Annotated in this window: 13 protein-coding genes and 5 tRNA genes; 1 reads left to right on the top strand and 17 read right to left on the bottom strand. The window is 36.1% G+C overall.

Annotation, left to right across the window (positions count from 1 at the left end; all coding sequences use genetic code 11):
- Positions 1–10: 10 nt before the first annotated feature.
- A complete protein-coding gene (locus tag M666_RS20620) occupies positions 11–5,818 on the bottom strand; it encodes a T9SS type B sorting domain-containing protein (protein WP_052206651.1) in 5,808 nt (1,935 codons plus the stop codon).
- A 417-nt stretch (positions 5,819–6,235) separates the two neighbouring features.
- Between M666_RS20620 and M666_RS09230 the strand changes: the two genes are divergently transcribed.
- Entirely contained in the window at positions 6,236–7,825 is a 1,590-nt protein-coding gene (locus tag M666_RS09230; RefSeq protein WP_024481553.1) for a peptide chain release factor 3, read from the top strand.
- Between the two features lie 53 nt (positions 7,826–7,878).
- Here M666_RS09230 and M666_RS09225 read toward each other — a convergent pair whose 3' ends face one another.
- The 16 genes from M666_RS09225 to M666_RS09150 all read right to left on the bottom strand — a co-directional run bounded on the left by M666_RS09225 (position 7,879) and on the right by M666_RS09150 (position 22,744).
- Positions 7,879–8,184, bottom strand: a complete 306-nt coding sequence (locus M666_RS09225; protein WP_024481554.1) for a DUF3467 domain-containing protein — start codon at positions 8,182–8,184, stop codon at positions 7,879–7,881.
- Positions 8,185–8,200: 16 nt separating this feature from the next.
- Positions 8,201–12,499, bottom strand: a complete 4,299-nt coding sequence (gene rpoC, locus M666_RS09220; protein ID WP_029446956.1) for a DNA-directed RNA polymerase subunit beta' — start codon at positions 12,497–12,499, stop codon at positions 8,201–8,203.
- A gap of 65 nt (positions 12,500–12,564) precedes the next feature.
- The gene (rpoB, locus tag M666_RS09215; protein ID WP_024481556.1) at positions 12,565–16,374 is read right to left on the bottom strand and encodes a DNA-directed RNA polymerase subunit beta; all 3,810 of its coding nucleotides are present in this window, start codon (positions 16,372–16,374) and stop codon (positions 12,565–12,567) included.
- A gap of 131 nt (positions 16,375–16,505) precedes the next feature.
- Complete coding sequence (gene rplL, locus M666_RS09210) at positions 16,506–16,880, bottom strand: 50S ribosomal protein L7/L12 (RefSeq protein WP_024481557.1); 375 nt, start codon at positions 16,878–16,880, stop codon at positions 16,506–16,508.
- Positions 16,881–16,933: 53 nt separating this feature from the next.
- Positions 16,934–17,452 (bottom strand): 50S ribosomal protein L10, encoded by a 519-nt coding sequence (rplJ, locus tag M666_RS09205; protein WP_024481558.1) that lies wholly within the window; start codon positions 17,450–17,452, stop codon positions 16,934–16,936.
- A gap of 11 nt (positions 17,453–17,463) precedes the next feature.
- Positions 17,464–18,153, bottom strand: a complete 690-nt coding sequence (gene rplA / locus M666_RS09200) for a 50S ribosomal protein L1 (RefSeq protein ID WP_024481559.1) — start codon at positions 18,151–18,153, stop codon at positions 17,464–17,466.
- Positions 18,154–18,171: 18 nt separating this feature from the next.
- The gene (gene rplK, locus M666_RS09195) at positions 18,172–18,609 is read right to left on the bottom strand and encodes a 50S ribosomal protein L11 (protein ID WP_024481560.1); all 438 of its coding nucleotides are present in this window, start codon (positions 18,607–18,609) and stop codon (positions 18,172–18,174) included.
- A 65-nt stretch (positions 18,610–18,674) separates the two neighbouring features.
- Positions 18,675–19,226, bottom strand: coding sequence for a transcription termination/antitermination protein NusG (gene nusG, locus M666_RS09190; protein WP_024481561.1), 552 nt, complete (start codon positions 19,224–19,226; stop codon positions 18,675–18,677).
- A gap of 10 nt (positions 19,227–19,236) precedes the next feature.
- Complete coding sequence (gene secE / locus M666_RS09185) at positions 19,237–19,425, bottom strand: preprotein translocase subunit SecE (protein WP_024481562.1); 189 nt, start codon at positions 19,423–19,425, stop codon at positions 19,237–19,239.
- 72 nt (positions 19,426–19,497) lie between these two features.
- Positions 19,498–19,570: transfer RNA gene (locus M666_RS09180), tRNA-Trp, on the bottom strand.
- Positions 19,571–19,650: 80 nt separating this feature from the next.
- Complete coding sequence (tuf, locus tag M666_RS09175; protein WP_029446957.1) at positions 19,651–20,838, bottom strand: elongation factor Tu; 1,188 nt, start codon at positions 20,836–20,838, stop codon at positions 19,651–19,653.
- A 54-nt stretch (positions 20,839–20,892) separates the two neighbouring features.
- Positions 20,893–20,964 (bottom strand) — tRNA-Thr (locus M666_RS09170).
- A gap of 82 nt (positions 20,965–21,046) precedes the next feature.
- Positions 21,047–21,119 (bottom strand) — tRNA-Gly (locus M666_RS09165).
- A 102-nt stretch (positions 21,120–21,221) separates the two neighbouring features.
- Positions 21,222–21,303 (bottom strand) — tRNA-Tyr (locus M666_RS09160).
- Positions 21,304–21,328: 25 nt separating this feature from the next.
- A tRNA-Thr gene (locus tag M666_RS09155) sits at positions 21,329–21,402 on the bottom strand.
- 451 nt (positions 21,403–21,853) lie between these two features.
- Positions 21,854–22,744 (bottom strand): tyrosine-type recombinase/integrase, encoded by an 891-nt coding sequence (locus M666_RS09150; RefSeq protein ID WP_029446958.1) that lies wholly within the window; start codon positions 22,742–22,744, stop codon positions 21,854–21,856.
- Positions 22,745–22,785: the final 41 nt, after the last annotated feature.

The following is a 22,785-nucleotide window of genomic DNA, read 5'->3' as shown; positions in this document are numbered from 1 at the left end:
CTCAATACTATTATTTACTTACATAGATATAACCACTATCGGTTACTCCTTTATTGTTAATATCTTCATAGGTGAATATATAGAAATATACTCCTGATGGTAAATATTCTTCTTTAGAAATAGTTGATCTACCATTTGAGCGTCCGTCAAATACGTTGTTCTGGTTATTATACCCTTCCCCTTCGTACACGGCTATTCCCCAACGATTGAATATTTTAAGCGAATTATTAAATGCGGTGTCCACATTTCTAATGAATAAGAAATCATTCTTGCCATCACCATTAGGAGTTACCATTTGGTTCACTTCAATTTTAGCATCTTCTTCAATGTCATCAATTGGATCTAAATAATCTGGAGTACCATCACCATCGGTATCATCATTGGTTGGGTCACCATCACCATTTGCATCTTCATCTGGCGTGTTGATTCCGTCACCGTCGTCATCTAAATCTCTATAGTTAACATCTTCTGTACCGTCTGTATCTGGTAAGTCGTTCGCAGGATCATTGATCTCATCGTTTACATCAAAACCGTCATTTACATCTGATCCTTCATAGCCATCATCTAAACCATCACCGTCTGTATCAACCCCTGTGTATTCTTGATCTGGAATACCATCAAAGTTAAAATCGTTTCCTTCATTATTATCTGGAACTGAATCGTTATCAGAATCTAAATCAATATAATCAGGAGTATCCTCACCATCATGATTGTTTGGTGTTAATCCATCAGGATAAGCACTATTCAATCCATCATTTACAACATACGTAGCTTCGTCATCTTCATTAGGTGCAATGTACCCTTCTGTTGTTTGCGCTTCTACGTTATCTGGAATACCGTCATTATCAGCATCAATATCTAAATGATTTGGAATACCATCGCCATCTGTATCGGTTGGATCTGTTAATGGGTCATTATCACCATCTACATTCGCATCTTCTACAGTATCTAAGATACCATCGTTATCATCATCTACATCTGTTGCATCTGGAACACCATCACCGTCGGTATCTGTACCATTATCATCTGTAGGATCTAAATAATCTGGAGTACCATCACCATCGGTATCATCATTGGTTGGGTCACCATCACCATTTGCATCTTCATCTGGCGTGTTGATTCCGTCACCATCGTCATCTAAATCTCTATAGTTAACATCTTCTGTACCATCGGTATCTGGTAAGTCGTTCGCAGGATCATTGATCTCATCGTTTACATCAAAACCGTCATTTACATCTGATCCTTCATAACCATCATCTAAACCATCACCATCAGTATCAACCCCTGTGTATTCTTGATCTGGAATACCATCAAAGTTAAAATCGTTTCCTTCGTTGTTATCTGGAACTGAATCGTTATCAGAATCCAAATCGATATAATCAGGAGTATCCTCACCATCATGATTGTTTGGTGTTAATCCATCAGGATAAGCACTATTCAATCCGTTATTGGCAGTATACGTAGCTTCGTCATCTTCATTAGGTGCAATGTACCCTTCTGTTGTTTGCGCTTCTACGTTATCTGGAATACCGTCATTATCAGCATCAATATCTAAATGATTTGGAATACCATCGCCATCTGTATCGGTTGGATCTGTTAATGGGTCATTATCACCATCTACATTCGCATCTTCTACAGTATCTAAGATACCATCGTTATCATCATCTACATCTGTTGAATCTGGAACACCATCACCGTCGGTATCTGTACCATTATCATCTGTAGGATCTAAATAATCTGGAGTACCATCACCATCGGTATCATCATTGGTTGGGTCACCATCACCATTTGCATCTTCATCTGGCGTGTTGATTCCGTCACCATCGTCATCTAAATCTCTATAGTTAACATCTTCTGTACCGTCTGTATCTGGTAAGTCGTTCGCAGGATCATTGATCTCATCGTTTACATCAAAACCGTCGTTTACATCTGATCCTTCATAACCATCATCTAAACCATCACCGTCAGTATCAACCCCTGTGTATTCTTGATCTGGAATACCGTCAAAGTTAAAATCGTTTCCTTCGTTGTTATCTGGAACTGAATCGTTATCAGAATCCAAATCGATATAATCAGGAGTATCCTCACCATCATGATTGTTTGGTGTTAATCCATCAGGATAAGCACTATTCAATCCGTTATTGGCAGTATACGTAGCTTCGTCATCTTCATTAGGTGCAATGTACCCTTCTGTTGTTTGCGCTTCTACGTTATCTGGAATACCGTCATTATCAGCATCAATATCTAAATGATTTGGAATACCATCGCCGTCTGTATCGGTTGGATCTGTTAATGGGTCATTATCACCATCTACATTCGCATCTTCTACAGTATCTAAGATACCATCGTTATCATCATCTACATCTGTTGAATCTGGAACACCATCACCGTCGGTATCTGTACCATTATCATCTGTAGGATCTAAATAATCTGGAGTACCATCACTATCGGTATCATCATTGGTTGGGTCACCATCACCATCTGCATCTTCATCTGGAGTATTGATACCATCACCGTCGTCATCTAAATCTCTATAGTTAACATCCTCTGTACCGTCTGTATCTGGTAAGTCGTTCGCAGGATCATTGATCTCATCGTTTACATCAAAACCGTCATTTACATCTGATCCTTCATAACCATCATCTAAACCATCACCGTCTGTATCAACCCCTGTGTAGGTTTGATCTGGAATACCGTCAAAGTTAAAATCGTTTCCTTCGTTATTATCTGGAACTGAATCGTTATCAGAATCCAAATCGATATAATCAGGAGTATCCTCACCGTCTGTATTAACTGGAGTTAAACCTTGATTGCCAGAACCTTCGTAAGCATCATCCAATCCATCCATATCAGAATCGTTTCCGCTTGGTGCTATATAACCATCCGTTGTTTGCGCTTCTACGTTATCTGGAATACCGTCATTATCAGCATCAATATCTAAATGATTTGGAATACCATCGCCATCTGTATCTGTTGGGTTAGTTAGTGGATCATTATCACCATCCGTATTTGGATCTTCTACAATATCTAAAATACCATCGTTATCATCATCTACATCTGTAGCATCTGGAACACCATCACCATCAGTATCTATTCCATCTGTAGGATCTAAATAATCTGGAGTACCATCACCATCGGTATCATCATTGGTTGGGTCACCATCACCATCTGCATCTTCATCTGGAGTATTGATACCATCACCGTCGTCATCTAAATCTCTATAGTTAACATCTTCTGTACCGTCTGTATCTGGTAAGTCGTTCGCAGGATCATTGATCTCATCGTTTACATCAAAACCGTCATTTACATCTGATCCTTCATAACCATCATCTAAACCATCACCATCTGTATCTACACCTGTGTAGGTTTGATCTGGAATACCGTCAAAGTTAAAATCGTTTCCTTCGTTATTATCTGGAACTGAATCGTTATCAGAATCCAAATCCGTATAATCTGGAGTATCTGTTCCGTCTGTATTTACTGGAGTTAAACCTTGGTTACCAGAACCTTCGTAAGCATCATCCAATCCGTCCATATCAGAATCGTTTCCGCTTGGTGCTATATAACCATCCGTTGTTTGCGCTTCTACGTTATCTGGAATACCGTCATTATCAGCATCAATATCTAAATGATTTGGAATACCATCGCCGTCTGTATCGGTTGGGTTAGTTAATGGATCATTATCACCATCCGTATTTGGATCTTCTACAACATCTAAAATACCATCGTTATCATCATCTAAATCTGTTGCATCTGGAACACCATCACCATCAGTATCTATTCCATCTGTAGGATCTAAATAATCAGGAGTACCATCACCATCTGTATCATCATTGGTTGGGTCACCATCACCATTTGCATCTTCATCTGGAGTATTGATACCATCACCATCGTCATCTAAATCTCTATAGTTAACATCTTCTGTACCGTCTGTATCCGGTAAGTCGTTCGCAGGATCATTGATCTCATCGTTTACATCAAAACCGTCATTTACATCTGATCCTTCATAACCATCATCTAAACCATCACCATCTGTATCTACACCTGTGTAGGTTTGATCTGGAATACCGTCAAAGTTAAAATCGTTTCCTTCGTTATTATCTGGAACTGAATCGTTATCAGAATCCAAATCCGTATAATCTGGAGTATCTGTTCCGTCTGTATTTACTGGAGTTAAACCTTGATTGCCAGAACCTTCGTAGGCATCATCCAATCCATCCATATCAGAATCGTTTCCGCTTGGTGCTATATAACCATCCGTTGTTTGCGCTTCTACGTTATCTGGAATACCGTCATTATCAGCATCAATATCTAAATGATTTGGAATACCATCGCCGTCTGTATCGGTTGGGTTAGTTAATGGATCATTATCACCATCCGTATTTGGATCTTCTACAACATCTAAAATACCATCGTTATCATCATCTAAATCTGTAGCATCTGGAACACCATCACCATCAGTATCTATTCCATCTGTAGGATCTAAATAATCAGGAGTACCATCACCATCGGTATCATCATTGGTTGGGTCACCATCACCATCTGCATCTTCATCTGGCGTATTGATACCATCACCGTCGTCATCTAAATCTCTATAGTTAACATCTTCTGTACCGTCTGTATCTGGTAAGTCGTTCGCAGGATCATTGATCTCATCGTTTACATCAAAACCGTCATTTACATCTGATCCTTCATAACCATCATCTAAACCATCACCGTCTGTATCTACACCTGTGTAGGTTTGATCTGGAATACCGTCAAAGTTAAAATCGTTTCCTTCGTTATTATCTGGAACTGAATCGTTATCAGAATCCAAATCCGTATAATCTGGAGTATCCTCACCGTCTGTATTTACTGGAGTTAAACCTTGATTGCCAGAACCTTCGTAAGCATCATCCAATCCGTCCATATCAGAATCGTTTCCGCTTGGTGCTATATAACCATCCGTTGTTTGCGCTTCTACGTTATCTGGAATACCGTCATTATCAGCATCGATATCTCTAAAATCAGGATTTGTATCTGTATCTGTGTTTTTTGGTGTTAAGCCTTCTCCTGACCCAGGAGTATTTTCATAATGATCATCCAATCCGTTGCCATCACTATCAATACCACATACTGGCGTATAACTTGATGGTGTTTGAGCTTCTACATTGTCAAGAATACCATCGTTATCAGAATCTATATCTCTATAGTCTGGAACTTTATCGCCGTCTGTATCTACTGGAGTTAAACCTGAACCTGAATAATTTTCATAATGATCATCTAAACCATTCCCATTTGCATCTAAAAGACATGGTTTGATATAATTTGAAGAATTCTGCGCTTCTACATTATCTAAGATGCCATCATTATCAGAATCAATATCTAAATAATCTGGTACACCGTCACCATCTGTATCAATTGGAGTTAAACCTTGTTTAGGACAATGCTCATAAGCATCATCTAAACCGTTCATGTCTTTATCTACTCCTATTGCAGGAATAAAACCAGTAGTAGTTTGTGCTTCTACGTTATCTAAAATTCCGTCGTTATCAGAATCAACATCTAAATAATCTGGGACACCGTCACCATCAGTATCTCTAGAGCCGTAAGGGCTATAACCCTCTACCGTATCAAGGATACCATCATTATCATCATCAATGTCTTTTGAATCAGGAATCTTATCTCCATCAGAATCCACAAAATAAACTGCGAAATCTAAGCCTCTACTATAACCACTAAATGAAGTTAAAGCAGTAAACGCTAAAAGTATAAGAAAAAATTTATAGGAAAATTTCTGTACTGTCCTAAAAATATTCGTTAAAGTAAAAATATCCATATGAGTTAGTTTATAGTTGAACTAATCACCATGGCATTTAGGTTAGCAAATTTTAGTAAGAAGATGGGGTCTTCTGGTCTTTAGAATTATGACGCAAGATATAGCTTATAAATATAATTGATAAACCACAACTTCCGCTAAGTCCTTTAAATCTTTAAAAGGCAAATATACTCGATGTAATGCATAAACCTAAATAAATTGAACTGATTTAGATACGGATTAACGATAAATATAGACGTCGGGTAATTTCTTACAATTGTAGGAATTATACCGTTTATCGATGATTTTAACAATTTTAAATACTGATAATCAGTATTTTACAAAAATAAATAATCTTAAAAAAAAGCAAAAGTTTTTTAATTATTTATAAAAAGAACCGTCAATGAATTTTATCCTATTTTTGCAAAAACATTGAATATGAGTTTTGAAAAGGAAATTCAAAGAAGAAGAACATTTGGTATCATTTCGCATCCAGATGCAGGAAAAACCACATTAACAGAGAAATTACTTTTATTTGGTGGAGCCATTCAAGAAGCTGGCGCTGTAAAAAACAATAAAATAAAGAAAGGAGCTACGAGTGATTTCATGGAAATTGAAAGACAACGTGGTATATCTGTTGCTACTTCTGTTTTAGCCTTTATATATAAGGACAAAAAAATAAATATTCTGGATACTCCTGGGCACAAAGATTTTGCAGAAGACACATTTAGAACCCTAACCGCTGTAGATAGCGTTATTGTTGTTATCGATGTTGCAAAAGGTGTGGAGGAGCAAACAGAAAAACTTGTAGAAGTATGTAGAATGCGTAACATTCCCATGATTGTGTTCATTAACAAAATGGACCGAGAGGGTAAAGATGCGTTTGATTTATTGGATGAAGTAGAGCAAAAATTAGGTTTAAAGGTTACTCCTCTAAGCTTCCCTATTGGTATGGGATATGATTTCAAAGGAATCTATAATATATACGAAAAGAACATCAATTTATTTAGCGGTGATAGTAAGAAAAATATTGAAGATGTTATTGCTTTTGACAATATAGATAATCCAGAGTTAGAGAATACTATTGGAACAAAAGCAGCAACAGATTTAAGAGAGAATTTAGAATTAGTTCATGGTGTTTATCCTGAATTTGACCGCGAGGCTTATCTAGAAGGGAATTTACAACCTGTGTTTTTCGGATCTGCTTTGAATAATTTTGGCGTTAGAGAGCTTTTAGATTGCTTTGTAGACATTGCTCCTACTCCAAGACCGAAAATGGCAGAAGAACGCTTAGTAAAAGCCAATGAAAAAGGATTTACTGGTTTTGTCTTTAAAATTCACGCCAACATGGACCCTAAGCACAGAGACCGATTGGCTTTTATTAAAATTGTCTCAGGTACGTTTGAACGAAACACCCCTTACCTTCATGTACGCCATAACAAGAAATTAAAATTTTCTAGTCCCAATGCATTCTTTGCTGAAAAAAAAGAGATTGTAGATATCTCCTACCCAGGTGATATTGTAGGTCTTCATGATACCGGAAACTTTAAGATTGGCGATACACTTACCGAAGGAGAAGAGTTACACTACAAAGGAATCCCGAGTTTCTCACCGGAACATTTTAGATATATCAACAATGCTGATCCTTTAAAATCAAAACAATTATTTAAAGGAATAGATCAATTAATGGACGAAGGTGTTGCACAGTTATTTACGCTTGAATTAAATGGGCGTAAAATAATTGGTACTGTTGGAGCTCTTCAATATGAAGTTATCCAATACCGTCTAGAACATGAATACGGTGCCAAATGTACCTATGAGAACTTCCCCGTATATAAGGCTTGTTGGTTAGCACCTAAGGATCCTAAGAATGATGAATTCAAAGAATTTAAGCGTGTAAAGCAGAAATTTCTAGCAAAAGATAAAAGAGGACAATTAGTATTTCTTGCCGATTCTCAATTCTCATTGCAGATGACACAACAAAAATACCCAAGTGTGGTTCTGAAATTTACTTCTGAATTTGAATAAAAAAACTATTAAATAAAAAAATCCCGTGATTTACATCACGGGATTTTTTGTTTTTATGCTTCTCCAGTTGGTCCAAAATTAATTGGAATTGAAGGCTGCTCGTAATCTTTAATAGTTCCATGAGCGCTTTCAAACCTTTTAACATTATCATTCAATGCTTTAAGGAACTTTTTAGCATGCTGAGGAGTAAGAACAATTCTACTCTTCACTTTTGCTTTAGGTGCTCCCGGCATCATACTAATAAAATCAACTACAAATTCTGAGACAGAGTGGTTAATGATTGCTAAATTGGAATAAATTCCTTCAGCTGTTTTTTCATCTAACTCTATATTAATTTGCTTTTGGTTTTGATCACTCATAAATAGACTATTACTTTTAGAATTTAAATTCTTCTTTACGAGCCATTATCTCATCATACTCTTCTTTAGATCCTACGATAATACTATCATAATCTCTCATACCTGTTCCTGCAGGAATCTTATGACCTACAATAACATTCTCTTTCAATCCTTCTAAATCATCAACCTTACCAGCTACTGCTGCTTCATTTAATACTTTAGTCGTCTCTTGGAAAGAAGCTGCTGATATAAATGATTTCGTCTGAAGTGAAGCACGAGTAATACCTTGAAGTATTGGCGTTGCTGTTGCAGCAATTGCATCTCTAGCTTCAACTAAAGCTTTATCATTTCTTCTCAATACAGAGTTTTCATCTCTTAATTGGCGTGCTGTAATAATTTGACCCGCTTTTAAGTTTTCAGAATCTCCTGTCTCAACTACCACTTTTTTACCAAACATTCCATCATTTTCTGTAATGAAATCATCTTTATGAGCTAATTGGTTTTCTAAGAAGATAGTATCTCCTGGATCCTGAATTCTAACTTTACGCATCATTTGACGTACAACTACCTCAAAATGCTTATCATTAATCTTCACCCCTTGTAAACGATATACTTCTTGCACCTCGTTTACTAAGTACTGCTGCACAGCAGATGGGCCTTTAATTTTTAATATATCTTCTGGAGTTATAGAACCATCAGAAAGCGGCATACCAGCACGAACATAATCGTTCTCTTGTACTAATATCTGATTAGAAAGTTTTACTAAGTACTTTTTAACCTCACCTAATTTAGACTCTATAATAATCTCACGGTTACCTCTTTTAATTTTACCAAAAGAAACAACACCATCAATTTCCGAAACAACAGCTGGATTAGAAGGGTTACGAGCTTCAAACAACTCAGTAACTCTTGGAAGACCACCCGTAATATCCCCAGATTTTGCAGATTTACGTGGTATTTTAACTAAGATCTTACCTTCCGTAACATCTTCGCCGTTATCTACCATAATGTGTGAACCAACCGGTAGGTTGTATGAACGTAACACTTCATCCTTATTGTTTTTAATAAGTAATGTTGGTATTAATTTCTTGTTTCTAGATTCAGAAATTACTTTCTCTTGGAAACCAGTTTGCTCATCAATTTCTACTTGGTACGTTACCCCTTGGTCAATATTCTCGTAAGCAATCTTACCAGGGAATTCTGTAACAATAACACCGTTATATGGATCCCATTGACAAATTACATCGTCTTTAGCAACCTTAGCGCCGTTTTTGATAAACAATTGGGAACCATAAGGAATGTTATTTGTACTTAAAGTAATACCTGTTTTAGCATCTACTACTTTAATTTCAGAAGTTCTTGATATTACGATCTCTGCATCTTTACCTTCACCATCTTTAGCCGTTACAGTTCTTAAATCTTCAATTTCAGCAATACCACCAAATTTAGCAGAAAGCTTATTATCTTCAGAAATGTTACCCGCAATACCACCCACGTGGAAGGTACGTAATGTTAACTGTGTACCTGGCTCACCAATAGATTGTGCAGCAACTACACCTACAGCCTCACCTCTTTGTACCATTTTATTGGTAGAAAGGTTTCTTCCGTAACATTTACCACAAATACCTTTTGATGCCTCACATGTTAATGCTGAACGTACTTCAATTTTATCAACTGGAGACGCTTCAACCAATCTTACATCAACTTCTAATATTTCTTGACCAGCTCTAAGAATTAACTCTTCCGTTAAAGGATTGTATACATCATGTAAAGAAACTCTACCTAAAATACGCTCTCCTAAAGATTCTACAATCTCTTCGTTTTTCTTTAAAGCTTCTACTTCAATACCTCTTAATGTACCACAGTCTTCTGTGTTGATAATTACATCTTGTGAAACATCAACCAAACGACGTGTTAAGTACCCTGCATCTGCAGTTTTTAATGCCGTATCCGCAAGTCCTTTACGCGCACCGTGAGTAGAGATAAAGTATTCAAGAATTGAAAGACCTTCCTTAAAGTTAGAAAGAATCGGGTTTTCAATAATTTCACCACCACCTGCTGTAGATTTCTTAGGTTTCGCCATCAATCCACGCATACCAGTTAACTGACGGATTTGTTCTTTAGAACCCCTCGCACCAGAATCAAGCATCATATACACCGAGTTGAAACCTTGTTGATCTTCACGAATACGTTTCATAGCCAACTCAGTTAACTGAGCATTTGTTGATGTCCAAACATCAATAACTTGGTTATAACGTTCGTTGTTAGTAATAAGACCCATGTTATAGTTGGCCATAATACCATCAACTTGTCCGTTAGCATCAGCAATCATTTCATGCTTTTCAGGTGGGATAATAATATCTCCTAAACTGAATGAAAGACCACCTTTGAAAGCGAACTCATACCCCATTGTTTTAATCTTATCCAAGAAATCTGCAGTAGTAGGTACATCTGTAGCCTCTAAAATACCACCAATAATATCTCTTAAAGATTTTTTATTTAATACATCATTGATATATCCCGCTTTTTCTGGCACCATTCTATTAAATAGCACTCTACCTACGGTAGTTGGGATAATTTGATATACTAACTCTCCTGCTTCGTTAAAGTGTTTTGCTCTAACTTTAACACCTGCATTTAAGTCTACCATTCCTTCGTTATGAGCAATAACTACCTCTTCCGCAGAATAGAAAGTTAATCCTTCACCTTTAACAGGTACTTCCGGAGTAGATTTACGCTCTTTGGTCATATAATACAGACCCAAGACCATATCCTGAGATGGTACCGTAATTGGAGAACCATTTGCAGGGTTTAATATGTTATGCGAAGCCAACATTAATAATTGACATTCCAAAATTGCTTCTGGACCTAATGGTAAGTGAACTGCCATTTGATCCCCATCAAAATCCGCATTAAATGCAGTACATACTAATGGGTGTAAACGGATAGCTTTACCTTCAATTAATTTAGGTTGAAACGCTTGGATACCTAAACGGTGTAATGTAGGAGCCCTGTTTAATAATACTGGGTGACCTTTCAATACATTTTCCAAGATGTCCCAAACTACAGGCTCTTTTTTATCTATAATTTTCTTAGCAGACTTAACTGTTTTCACAATACCTCTTTCAATCAACTTACGGATTACAAAAGGTTTGTAAAGTTCTGCAGCCATATCTTTTGGAAGACCACATTCAAAAAGTCTTAATTCTGGTCCTACAACAATTACTGAACGCGCTGAATAATCTACACGCTTACCCAATAAGTTTTGACGGAAACGACCTTGCTTACCTTTTAATGAATCTGAAAGCGACTTTAAAGGTCTGTTAGATTCTGTTTTAACGGCAGAAGCTTTTCTTGTGTTATCGAATAAAGAATCTACAGATTCTTGAAGCATACGCTTCTCATTTCTAAGAATAACTTCTGGAGCTTTAATCTCTACCAATCTTTTTAAACGATTGTTACGGATAATAACTCTTCTGTAAAGGTCATTTAAATCTGACGTTGCAAAACGACCACCATCTAAAGGAACAAGAGGACGTAATTCTGGTGGAATAACTGGGATTACTTTCATAATCATCCACTCCGGTCTGTTCTCTCTATTCTCTTGAGACTCTCTTAAAGACTCAACAACCTGAAGTCTTTTTAAAGCCTCCGTTTTACGTTGTTTAGAGGTTTCTGTATTTGCTTTATGTCTTAACTCATAAGAAAGCACATCTAAATCGATACGTGCTAAAATATCTATTAAACACTCAGCACCCATCTTAGCGATAAACTTGTTAGGGTCAGAATCTTCTAAATATTGATTTTCTACTGGAACTGATTCCAATATATTTAAATACTCTTCTTCGGTTAAGAAATCCATTTTATTGATTTCTTCCCCTTCAGGACCTTTTGCAATACCTGCTTGAATTACAACATAACGCTCATAATAGATGATCATGTCTAATTTCTTAGAAGGCAATCCTAATAAGTATCCAATTTTATTTGGTAAAGAACGGAAGTACCAAATATGAGCCACAGGAACCACTAAGTTAATGTGACCTACACGATCTCTACGTACTTTCTTTTCGGTAACTTCTACCCCACAACGATCACAAACGATACCACGGTAACGAATTCTCTTATACTTACCACAAGCACATTCATAATCTTTAACTGGGCCAAATATACGCTCACAAAAAAGACCGTCACGCTCAGGTTTGTGCGTTCTATAGTTTATTGTTTCAGGCTTTAAAACTTCTCCTCTTGACTCTGCCAGAATAGATTCTGGTGATGCCAATCCTATTGAAATTTTATCGAACCTTTTTATTGTGTTATTATCTCTTTGTCTAGCCATAACAATATGGTGATGATAAATTAAAATTGTTTTACTAAATAGTGTCTCTCAAAAACCTATTCTTACTACTCTTCCAGTCTAATATCTAAACCTAATCCCTTAAGTTCATGCATTAATACGTTGAAAGATTCTGGTAAACCAGGTTCTGGCATTGTCTCTCCTTTTACGATAGCTTCATACGTCTTAGCTCTACCAACAACATCATCAGATTTCACTGTTAATATTTCTCGTAAAGTTGCAGATGCACCATATGCTTCAAGTGCCCATACTTCCATCTCTCCAAAACGCTGACCACCAAATTGTGCTTTACCACCTAATGGTTGTTGTGTAATTAATGAGTATGGTCCTATAGAACGTGCATGCATCTTATCATCTACCATGTGACCTAATTTCAGCATGTAAATAACACCTACCGTAGCTGGTTGATCAAAACGTTGACCAGTACCACCATCATAAAGGTACGTATGTCCAAATCTTGGAATACCAGCTTCATCTGTATATTCATTGATTTGATCAAGGCTAGCTCCATCAAAAATTGGTGTTGCATATTTCTTCCCTAACTTAAGACCTGCCCATCCAAGAACAGTTTCATAAATCTGACCAATGTTCATACGAGAAGGTACCCCTAATGGGTTCAACACGATATCTACTGGTGTACCATCCGCTAAGAAAGGCATATCTTCATGACGTACAATTCTAGAAACAATACCCTTGTTTCCGTGACGACCCGCCATTTTATCACCAACTTTTAATTTACGTTTTTTAGCAACATAAACTTTAGCTAATTTCATAATACCTGCTGGTAATTCATCACCTACAGAAATCGTAAACTTATCTCTTCTTAGGTTACCTTGAAGGTCATTAAGTTTAATCTTATAGTTATGTAATAAATCCGTAACTAGGTTATTATTATCTTTATCTGTCGTCCAACTTCCACCCACTAAGTGAGCAAAATCATCAACAGCATTAAGCATTTTCATGGTATATTTCTTTCCTTTTGGAAGTACTTCTTCACCAAGGTCATTTAATACCCCTTGAGAAGTTTTACCATTTACTAGGTTAAATAATTTCTCAACTAAAATATCTTTTAATTGTTGGAATTTAACTTCGTATTCTAATTCTAATTTAGAAATAGCTTCTTTGTCTTCAGAACGTTTTCTCTTATCTTTTATAGAACGAGAGAATAATTTCTTATCAATTACAACACCTCTTAATGATGGAGAAGCTTTTAAAGATGCATCTTTTACATCACCAGCTTTATCACCAAAAATAGCCCGAAGTAATTTTTCTTCTGGAGTAGGATCAGATTCCCCTTTTGGAGTAATTTTACCAATTAGAATATCGCCAGGTTTTACTTCAGCACCAATTCTAATCATACCATTTTCATCTAAGTCTTTAGTAGCCTCTTCAGAAACGTTAGGTATGTCATTAGTTAATTCTTCTGCACCTAATTTAGTATCTCTAACTTCTAAAGAATACTCATCTACGTGAATAGATGTAAAGATATCTTCACGAACTACTTTTTCAGAAATTACAATAGCATCCTCAAAGTTATACCCTTTCCAAGGCATAAAGGCTACCTTTAGGTTTCTACCTAAAGCTAACTCACCATTTTCAGTTGCATACCCCTCACAAAGTACTTGACCTTTTTTAACTTTATCACCTTTTCTTACGATAGGTTTTAAGTTAATACTAGTACCTTGGTTTGTTTTTCTAAACTTAACAAGCTCATATGTCTTAGAATCATCTTCAAAACTTACTAAACGCTCTTCTTCAGTCCTATCATACTTAATAGTAATGATTTGAGAATCTACGTATTGAATAAGTCCGTCTCCCTCAGCATTTATTAATACTCTAGAATCAGAAGCTACTTGACGCTCTAATCCGGTACCAACAATTGGCGCTTGAGGTTTTAATAAAGGAACTGCTTGACGCATCATGTTTGATCCCATCAATGCTCTGTTCGCATCATCATGTTCCAAGAAAGGAATAAGGGATGCAGAAATAGAGGCAATTTGATTAGGAGCAACATCTGTATATTGAATTTCTGAAGGATCTACCACTGGGAAATCACCTTCTTCTCTTGCAATAACTTTTTCTGCTGTAATATTACCTTCAGCATCCATTGGAATGTTTGCCTGAGCAATCTTCATTCCTTCTTCTTCCTCTGCACTTAAGTACCCAAAGTTTTCAATATCAACTTTACCATTCTCAACTTTTCTATATGGCGTCTCCAAGAAGCCCATAGAGTTAACTTTAGAGAATACAGATAAAGAAGAAATCAAACCAATGTTTGGTCCTTCTGGTGTTTCAATAGGACAAAGTCTACCATAGTGTGTATAATGAACATCACGTACTTCGAAACCTGCTCTTTCTCTTGATAAACCACCTGGTCCAAGAGCAGATAATCTTCTCTTGTGCGTAATCTCAGCTAATGGATTCGTTTGATCCATAAATTGAGACAACTGGTTGGTACCAAAGAAAGAATTAATTACTGAAGACAAGGTCTTAGCGTTAATTAAATCGATAGGAGTAAACACTTCGTTATCACGTACATTCATACGCTCACGAATTGTTCTAGCCATACGCGCTAAACCAACACCAAATTGTTGTGATAATTGTTCTCCTACAGTTCTAACACGACGGTTAGATAAGTGATCAATATCATCAATTTCAGCTTTAGAGTTAATCAACTCAATTAAATACTTAATAATAGTTATGATATCTTCTTTAGTCAAGACTTGCTTGTCCATTCCAATATCTAAACCTAATTTTTTGTTCATTCTGTAACGACCAACTTCACCTAAATTGTAACGTTGATCAGAAAAGAATAATTTATCAATAATACCTCTTGCTGTTTCCTCATCTGGCGGCTCAGCATTACGTAATTGACGGTATATGTGTTCTACTGCCTCTTTTTCAGAATTCGTAGGATCTTTTTGTAATGTGTTATGTATAATACCATAATCAGATTGTGCGGCACTTTCTTTGTGTAAAAGAACAGTTTTAACATCAGCATCTACAATTTGCTCAATATGTTCTTTTTCTAAGATAGTATCACGATCTAATACAATTTCATTTCTTTCAATAGACACTACTTCGCCAGTATCTTCATCTACGAAATCTTCATGCCAAGTATTTAATACTCTAGCCGCTAATTTACGACCTAGCACTTTTTTAAGTCCTGCTACAGAAACTTTTACTTCCTCAGAAAGGTCAAAAATCTCTAAGATATCCTTATCACTTTCAAAACCAATAGCTCTAAATAGTGTAGTAACAGGTAATTTTTTCTTTCTATCAATGTAAGCGTACATAACGCCATTGATATCAGTTGCAAATTCTATCCAAGAACCTTTAAAAGGTATAACTCTTGCAGAATATAGTTTTGTTCCATTTGCGTGGAATGATTGTCCAAAGAATACACCTGGCGATCTATGTAATTGAGATACAACAACACGCTCAGCACCATTTATAACGAAGGTACCACTTGGTGTCATGTAAGGGATAGTCCCTAAATATACATCCTGAACAATAGTTTCGAAATCCTCATGTTCCGGATCAGTACAATATAATTTTAATCTTGCTTTTAGCGGAACGCTATGGGTAAGACCACGCTCTATACATTCTTGTATAGAATAACGAGGAGGATCAATAAAATAATCAAGAAACTCTAATACGAACTGATTTCTAGTATCTGTAATAGGAAAATTCTCTTGAAATGTATTATATAGTCCTTCATCTCCCCTTTCGTCAGATTTAGTTTCTAGTTGAAAAAAATCTTGAAACGACTTAACCTGAATGTCCAAGAAATCCGGATAGCTCGGAATGTTCTTAGCGGATGCGAAATTTATTCTTTCAGTCTGATTTGTAATCATCAATGGACAAAATTTTGATTATGAATACTTACTCTATAATTGCATGTAGCTCAAGGCTACATACATAAATAGGTTTAGGTCTAGACACGAAAGTGAATAGACCTAAACCAAAAATATTATGGTTGCTTCTACTATTTAAGCTCAACTTCTGCTCCAGCTTCTTCTAATGACTTTTGAATTCCTTCAGCTTCATCTTTAGAGATACCTTCTTTAATAGCTTTCGGTGCGCTATCAACGATATCTTTAGCTTCTTTTAAACCTAAACCAGTTAATTCTTTAACCAATTTAACAACTGCTAACTTAGAAGCACCAGCTGCTTTTAAGATAACATCAAATTCAGTTTTTTCTTCAGCAGCAGCAGCATCTCCACCACCTCCAGCAGCAACTGCAACAGCAGCAGCAGCAGGCTCGATACCGTACTCATCTTTTAATATATTAGCTAATTCATTAACTTCTTTTACTGTTAAGTTAACTAATTGTTCTGCGAAATCTTTTAAATCTGCCATTTTTCTATCGTTTAATAAATTTTTAAAATATAATTGTTTTTAGTGCGTACGTGTTATTTCTCTGATAAAGTTTTAAGGATACCAGCAATTTTACCACCACCAGACTTAAGACCAGAAATAACATTCTTAGCCGGAGACTGAAGTAATGATATAATATCACCAATAACTTCTTCTTTAGATTTGATATTAACTAAAGCTTCTAATTGATCATCACCAATATAAACTGCTTCTTCTACAAAAGCACCTTTTAATAATGGCTTATCTTTAGTTTTAGCTCTAAAAGCTTTTATCAACTTTGCAGGACCGTTACCCGTTTCCGCAAACATTAAAGAAGTACTACCTTTAAGAACATCGGTAAGATCTCCGAAGTCTTTATCAGAAGCGTTCATTGCTTTCTCAAGCAATGTATTTTTAACAACAGCTAATTTAATATTTGCTTTAAAACAAGCTCTTCTTAAATCTGAAGTTGTTACTGCGTCTAAACCAGATATATCTGCTAAGTATACTGTACTTGCATTACCTAATTGTGCAGTTAAATCTTCTATTACGTTTAATTTTTCTTCTCTTGTCATCTTAATACGAATTAAACTGATTTAGTATCTAATTGCAAACTAGGACTCATAGTACTAGACATGAAAATACTCTTAATATAAACACCCTTAGAGGCAGTTGGTTTCAACTTATTTAAAGTATCAATAAGTTCTTTTGCATTCTCGTGGATTTTATCCGCAGAAAATGAAACTTTTCCAATTGCAGCATGAACGATACCAGTTTTATCAACTTTAAAGTCAATTTTACCAGCTTTAACTTCAGCTACAGCCTTAGCTACATCCATAGTTACCGTTCCTGTTTTAGGGTTAGGCATTAAACCTCTAGGACCTAATACTCTACCTAAAGGACCTAATTTACCCATAACGCTTGGCATAGTGATGATAACATCAACATCTGTCCAACCGCCTTTGATTTTATCTAGATACTCATCTAAACCTACAAAGTCAGCACCAGCTTCTTTAGCTTCCGCTTCTTTATCTGGAGTTACTAAAGCAAGAACTTTTACATCCTTACCAGTACCGTGAGGTAAAGTAACAACACCACGTACCATTTGATTCGCTTTTCTAGGATCAACTCCTAAACGAACAGCGATTTCAACAGACGCATCAAATTTTGCCTTTGTGATTTCTTTTACTAAAGCTGATCCTTCAGATAGTGAATAAATTTTATTCTTATCAATCTTAGAAAGCGCTTCTTTTTGATTTTTTGTTAATTTTGCCATTATTTTGCTTTTAAGATATTAAAAAGGTCTTGTTCCTGAAACCTTTAAACCCATAGATCTTGCAGTTCCAGCAACCATACTCATCGCTGATTCAACTGTAAATGCATTAAGATCTACCATCTTATCTTCAGCGATAGTCTTAATTTGATCCCAAGATACGTTTCCGTTTTTAACTCGGTTAGGTTCACCTGATCCTTTTTTAATCTTAGCCGCTTCCATAAGCTGAACTGCCGCCGGCGGTGTCTTTACAACGAAGTCAAACGACTTATCCTTGTATACGGTGATAGCAACAGGTAAAACTTTACCTTGTTTGTCCTGCGTACGTGCATTAAATTGCTTACAGAACTCCATGATGTTAACACCGGCAGCACCTAAAGCGGGTCCAACCGGTGGCGACGGATTCGCTGCACCTCCCCTAACTTGTAGTTTAACTACTTTACTAATTTCTTTTGCCATTGTCTTAAATTAAATTAAATTGTGTCAATTGGAAGCAACACAATTTTTATGTAACAGTTCTAAATTTATACTTTTTCAACTTGCATATAACTTAGCTCTAATGGAGTTTTTCTTCCGAAAATCTTCACCATAACTTCTAGCTTACGCTTCTCTTCGTTAACCTTCTCAACAGTTCCGTTAAACCCATTAAAAGGACCATCAATAACTTTAACCGTTTCTCCCATTACATATGGAATAGCAACATTATCTGTTGTAACCGTTAACTCATCAACTTTACCTAACATTCTATTTACTTCAGTTTTTCTCAATGGAACAGGATCCCCTCCTTTAGTTTCCCCTAAAAAACCGATTACATTAGTTATAGAACGTATAATATGCGCAACTTCACCTCCTAGGTTAGCTTTTACCATAATGTATCCAGGAAAGTAAACTCTTTCTTTATTTACTTTCTTCCCATTACGGATTTGAATTACCTTTTCAGTAGGTACTAAAACCTCATCTAAGTAATCACCAAAACCCAAACGAGCTACCTCTGATTCGATGTAACCCTTAATCTTGTTTTCCTGACCACTTACAGCCCTAACTACATACCACTTCTTATCCAATACTTCTGACATAGGTGTTTTCTTAATTTATTAATTTATCAAAATAAATTTGAATCAATTCACTAAAAAGACTATCTACACCCCAAGTTGCCAAAGCAAACAAAATAGAAAAAACAGCAACAATTACCATCAAATTTGAAGCCTCAGCTTTTGAAGGTAATGTTATATTGGTTCTAAGTTCTTCTACGGATTCCTTGATATATGTTAACATGCTGCGAAAGATTTACTTTTATAATTCTATAGGTCCTAACCAATTTCTCGCTTAATAACCTTTCTTTAATCGCACGGGAGGAGAGACTCGAACTCCCGACACCTGGTTTTGGAGACCAGTGCTCTACCAACTGAGCTACACCCGTATATATTTACATCGAAAGGTATCCGTTAGTAACGGACACCCTTGATGAAAATACTTTTCTATATACTATACTGTAATGAATTAATCAGTAATCTCAGTTACCTGACCTGCACCTACAGTTCTACCACCTTCACGGATAGCGAAACGTAAACCAACACTCAAGGCAATTGGAGATAATAATTCAACATTAATAGTAAGGTTATCACCTGGCATAACCATTTCAACACCTTCAGGAAGATTAATTGTTCCTGTAACATCAGTTGTTCTTACGTAGAACTGAGGACGGTAGTTATTATGGAATGGTGTGTGACGACCACCTTCTTCTTTTTTAAGAACGTAAACCTCAGCCTTAAATTTAGCGTGTGGCTTAACAGAACCTGGCTTACAGATTACCATACCTCTTTTGATTTGAGATTTTTCAATACCTCTCAACAAAAGACCTACGTTATCTCCAGCTTCACCTCTATCTAATATCTTACGGAACATCTCTACTCCAGTTACTGTAGAATTTAACTTCTCAGCACCCATACCAATAATCTCAACAGGATCACCAGTGTTAGCTACTCCAGTTTCAATACGACCAGTAGCAACAGTACCACGACCAGTAATTGTAAACACATCTTCAACTGGCATTAAGAAATCTTTCTCAACATCTCTCTTTGGTAATTCAATCCAAGAATCAACAGCTTCCATTAAAGACATAACTGTATCAACCCATTTTTGCTCACCATTTAAAGCTCCTAAAGCAGAACCTGCTATAACAGGACCATTATCACCATCATACTCATAGAAAGAAAGTAATTCTCTAACTTCCATTTCAACAAGCTCTAATAATTCCTCATCATCAACCATATCCACTTTGTTCATGAATACAACCATTCTAGGAATACCAACCTGGCGACCTAAAAGGATATGCTCACGTGTTTGTGGCATTGGACCATCTGTAGCAGCAACAACAAGAATAGCACCATCCATCTGAGCAGCACCAGTTACCATGTTCTTTACGTAATCCGCGTGACCTGGACAGTCAACGTGAGCATAGTGACGGTTAGCTGTAGAATATTCTACGTGAGATGTATTAATAGTGATTCCTCTTTCTTTTTCTTCTGGTGCATTATCAATTGAGTCAAAACTTCTCAATTCAGACAATCCTGCGTTTGCTAAAACTGTTGTAATAGCGGCAGTCAATGTAGTTTTACCGTGATCTACGTGTCCAATAGTACCGATATTTAAGTGCGGTTTAGAACGATCAAATGTTGCCTTAGCCATGTTTATTGAATTTTAATCTTAGTTTATATTAGTGTACAATTTATGTCTTATTTGAGCCAATGATGAGATTTGAACTCATGACCTCTTCCTTACCAAGGAAACGCTCTACCCCTGAGCTACACCGGCCTATCCGAGTTCACAATCCAAATACTAAAAAAGAAGATCAAAACCCAAAAAAAACAACCTTTTAAACTCAAGGTTTTATTAGAGCGAGAGACCGGGTTCGAACCGGCGACATTCAGCTTGGAAGGCTGACGCTCTACCAACTGAGCTACTCTCGCAATTATTTTGCTAATCTCACAGATTAACAATATTTCAACATTTCAAATTTAAGAACAATTTTTGCAAATTACCCTTAATACCTTTAAAAAAATTCTTTAAAGTGGGGAGAGCAGGATTCGAACCTGCGAAGACGTAGTCAGCAGATTTACAGTCTGCCCTCGTTGGCCGCTTGAGTATCTCCCCAAACCATTATTTTAAAGAACTTAAGAGCCGATAGAGGGACTCGAACCCACGACCTGCTGATTACAAATCAGCTGCTCTAGCCAGCTGAGCTACATCGGCTTTTTATTACTTTTTTTGGCTTAAAAAAAGCCCGCTTTTCTAACGGACTGCAAATGTAGATATATTTTTAGTTATTCAAAATATTTTTCAAGAAAATTTTCATTTTTTTTTCATTTTTTTTCACTCCCCCTTATTAAGAGCCCTCACAACAACACACAAGCCACATTAAACACCTCCTCCAAAGACCCACACTTCCCAATTACAATAAATTCATTTTTAGGCAGATACAATTTAATCCATATAATTTAATTCTATCTAAAGCTCACTTTTAATACTTTCAACTAGCTATTTGAATAAATTAAAAAATTATTACACTAATTAAATTTATTTCATCCACATTGAGAAAGAATTAATACAATTATACACGTGTTAAACTTTTCCGTTTGCAAAAAATTGGTTTTGCCTCCTAAAAAAATAAGCAACCAAAAATTAAAAAAAAGTGATACCGAAATTAATTCTTATTCCTTGGGTGGGATCTTAAATGTACTTTTTTCAACTCCGCAATACTATTATGAGTATACACCTGGGTAGAAGCCAAACTAGCATGTCCTAACAATTCTTTGACAGAATTTAAATCCGCCCCCTTATTTAGCAAATGTGTTGCAAAGGTATGACGCAGTATATGCGGACTCTTCTTTACCTTACTTGACACTAAACTGAAATAATGATTTATAATCCTATAAACTAATGTTTCATAAATCTTACTTCCAGATTTTAATAGAAATACAAAATCATCAGATTCATTTATTACTACCGCCTTTCTGCTATTAAAATACTCTTGAAACAACACTACCAAAGAATCTATCAAAGGAATGATGCGTTCTTTATTTCTTTTCCCTAAAACTTTAATAGTCTTCTGCTGCAAATCAACATTGGAAAGCCGCATCATAACCAACTCTATACGCCTTATCCCCGTAGCATACAAAAGCTCAATAATTAATTTATCCCTTAGTCCTTCAAAATCATCCGAAAATGACAACGCATTTAACACCTGCTGCATTTCCGCTTCTGAAAACGGGATCTCGATTTTTTTAGCTGTTTTCAAGGCTTTATGTTTAGCCAAAGGATTAACAGCAATAGTTTCGGTCTTTAACAAAAACTTGTAATACGCCTTTAGGGAAGAAATTTTTCTATTAATGGTACGGTTTGCAATTTTAGCATCAACCAAAGCTACAATCCAATTTCTAATAATTGCATAAGAGACATGATCAATAACCTCTTTAGGGCATTCTGCCTTACAAAACAAAGAAAATTCCGCAAGATCATTTTCATAAGCCTTTAAAGTATTCAAAGAATACTTTTTCTCAAGAGCTAGGTACGCAATAAATGCTGCTTCAGACATATCTCAAAATTACAAAAAGTTTAAGACACCTATGTTCTTAA

It is taken from the genome of Cellulophaga baltica 18, from assembly GCF_000468615.2.
Classification (GTDB): Bacteria; Bacteroidota; Bacteroidia; order Flavobacteriales; family Flavobacteriaceae; genus Cellulophaga; species Cellulophaga baltica.
This window is presented reverse-complemented; position numbering and strand designations above follow the sequence as displayed.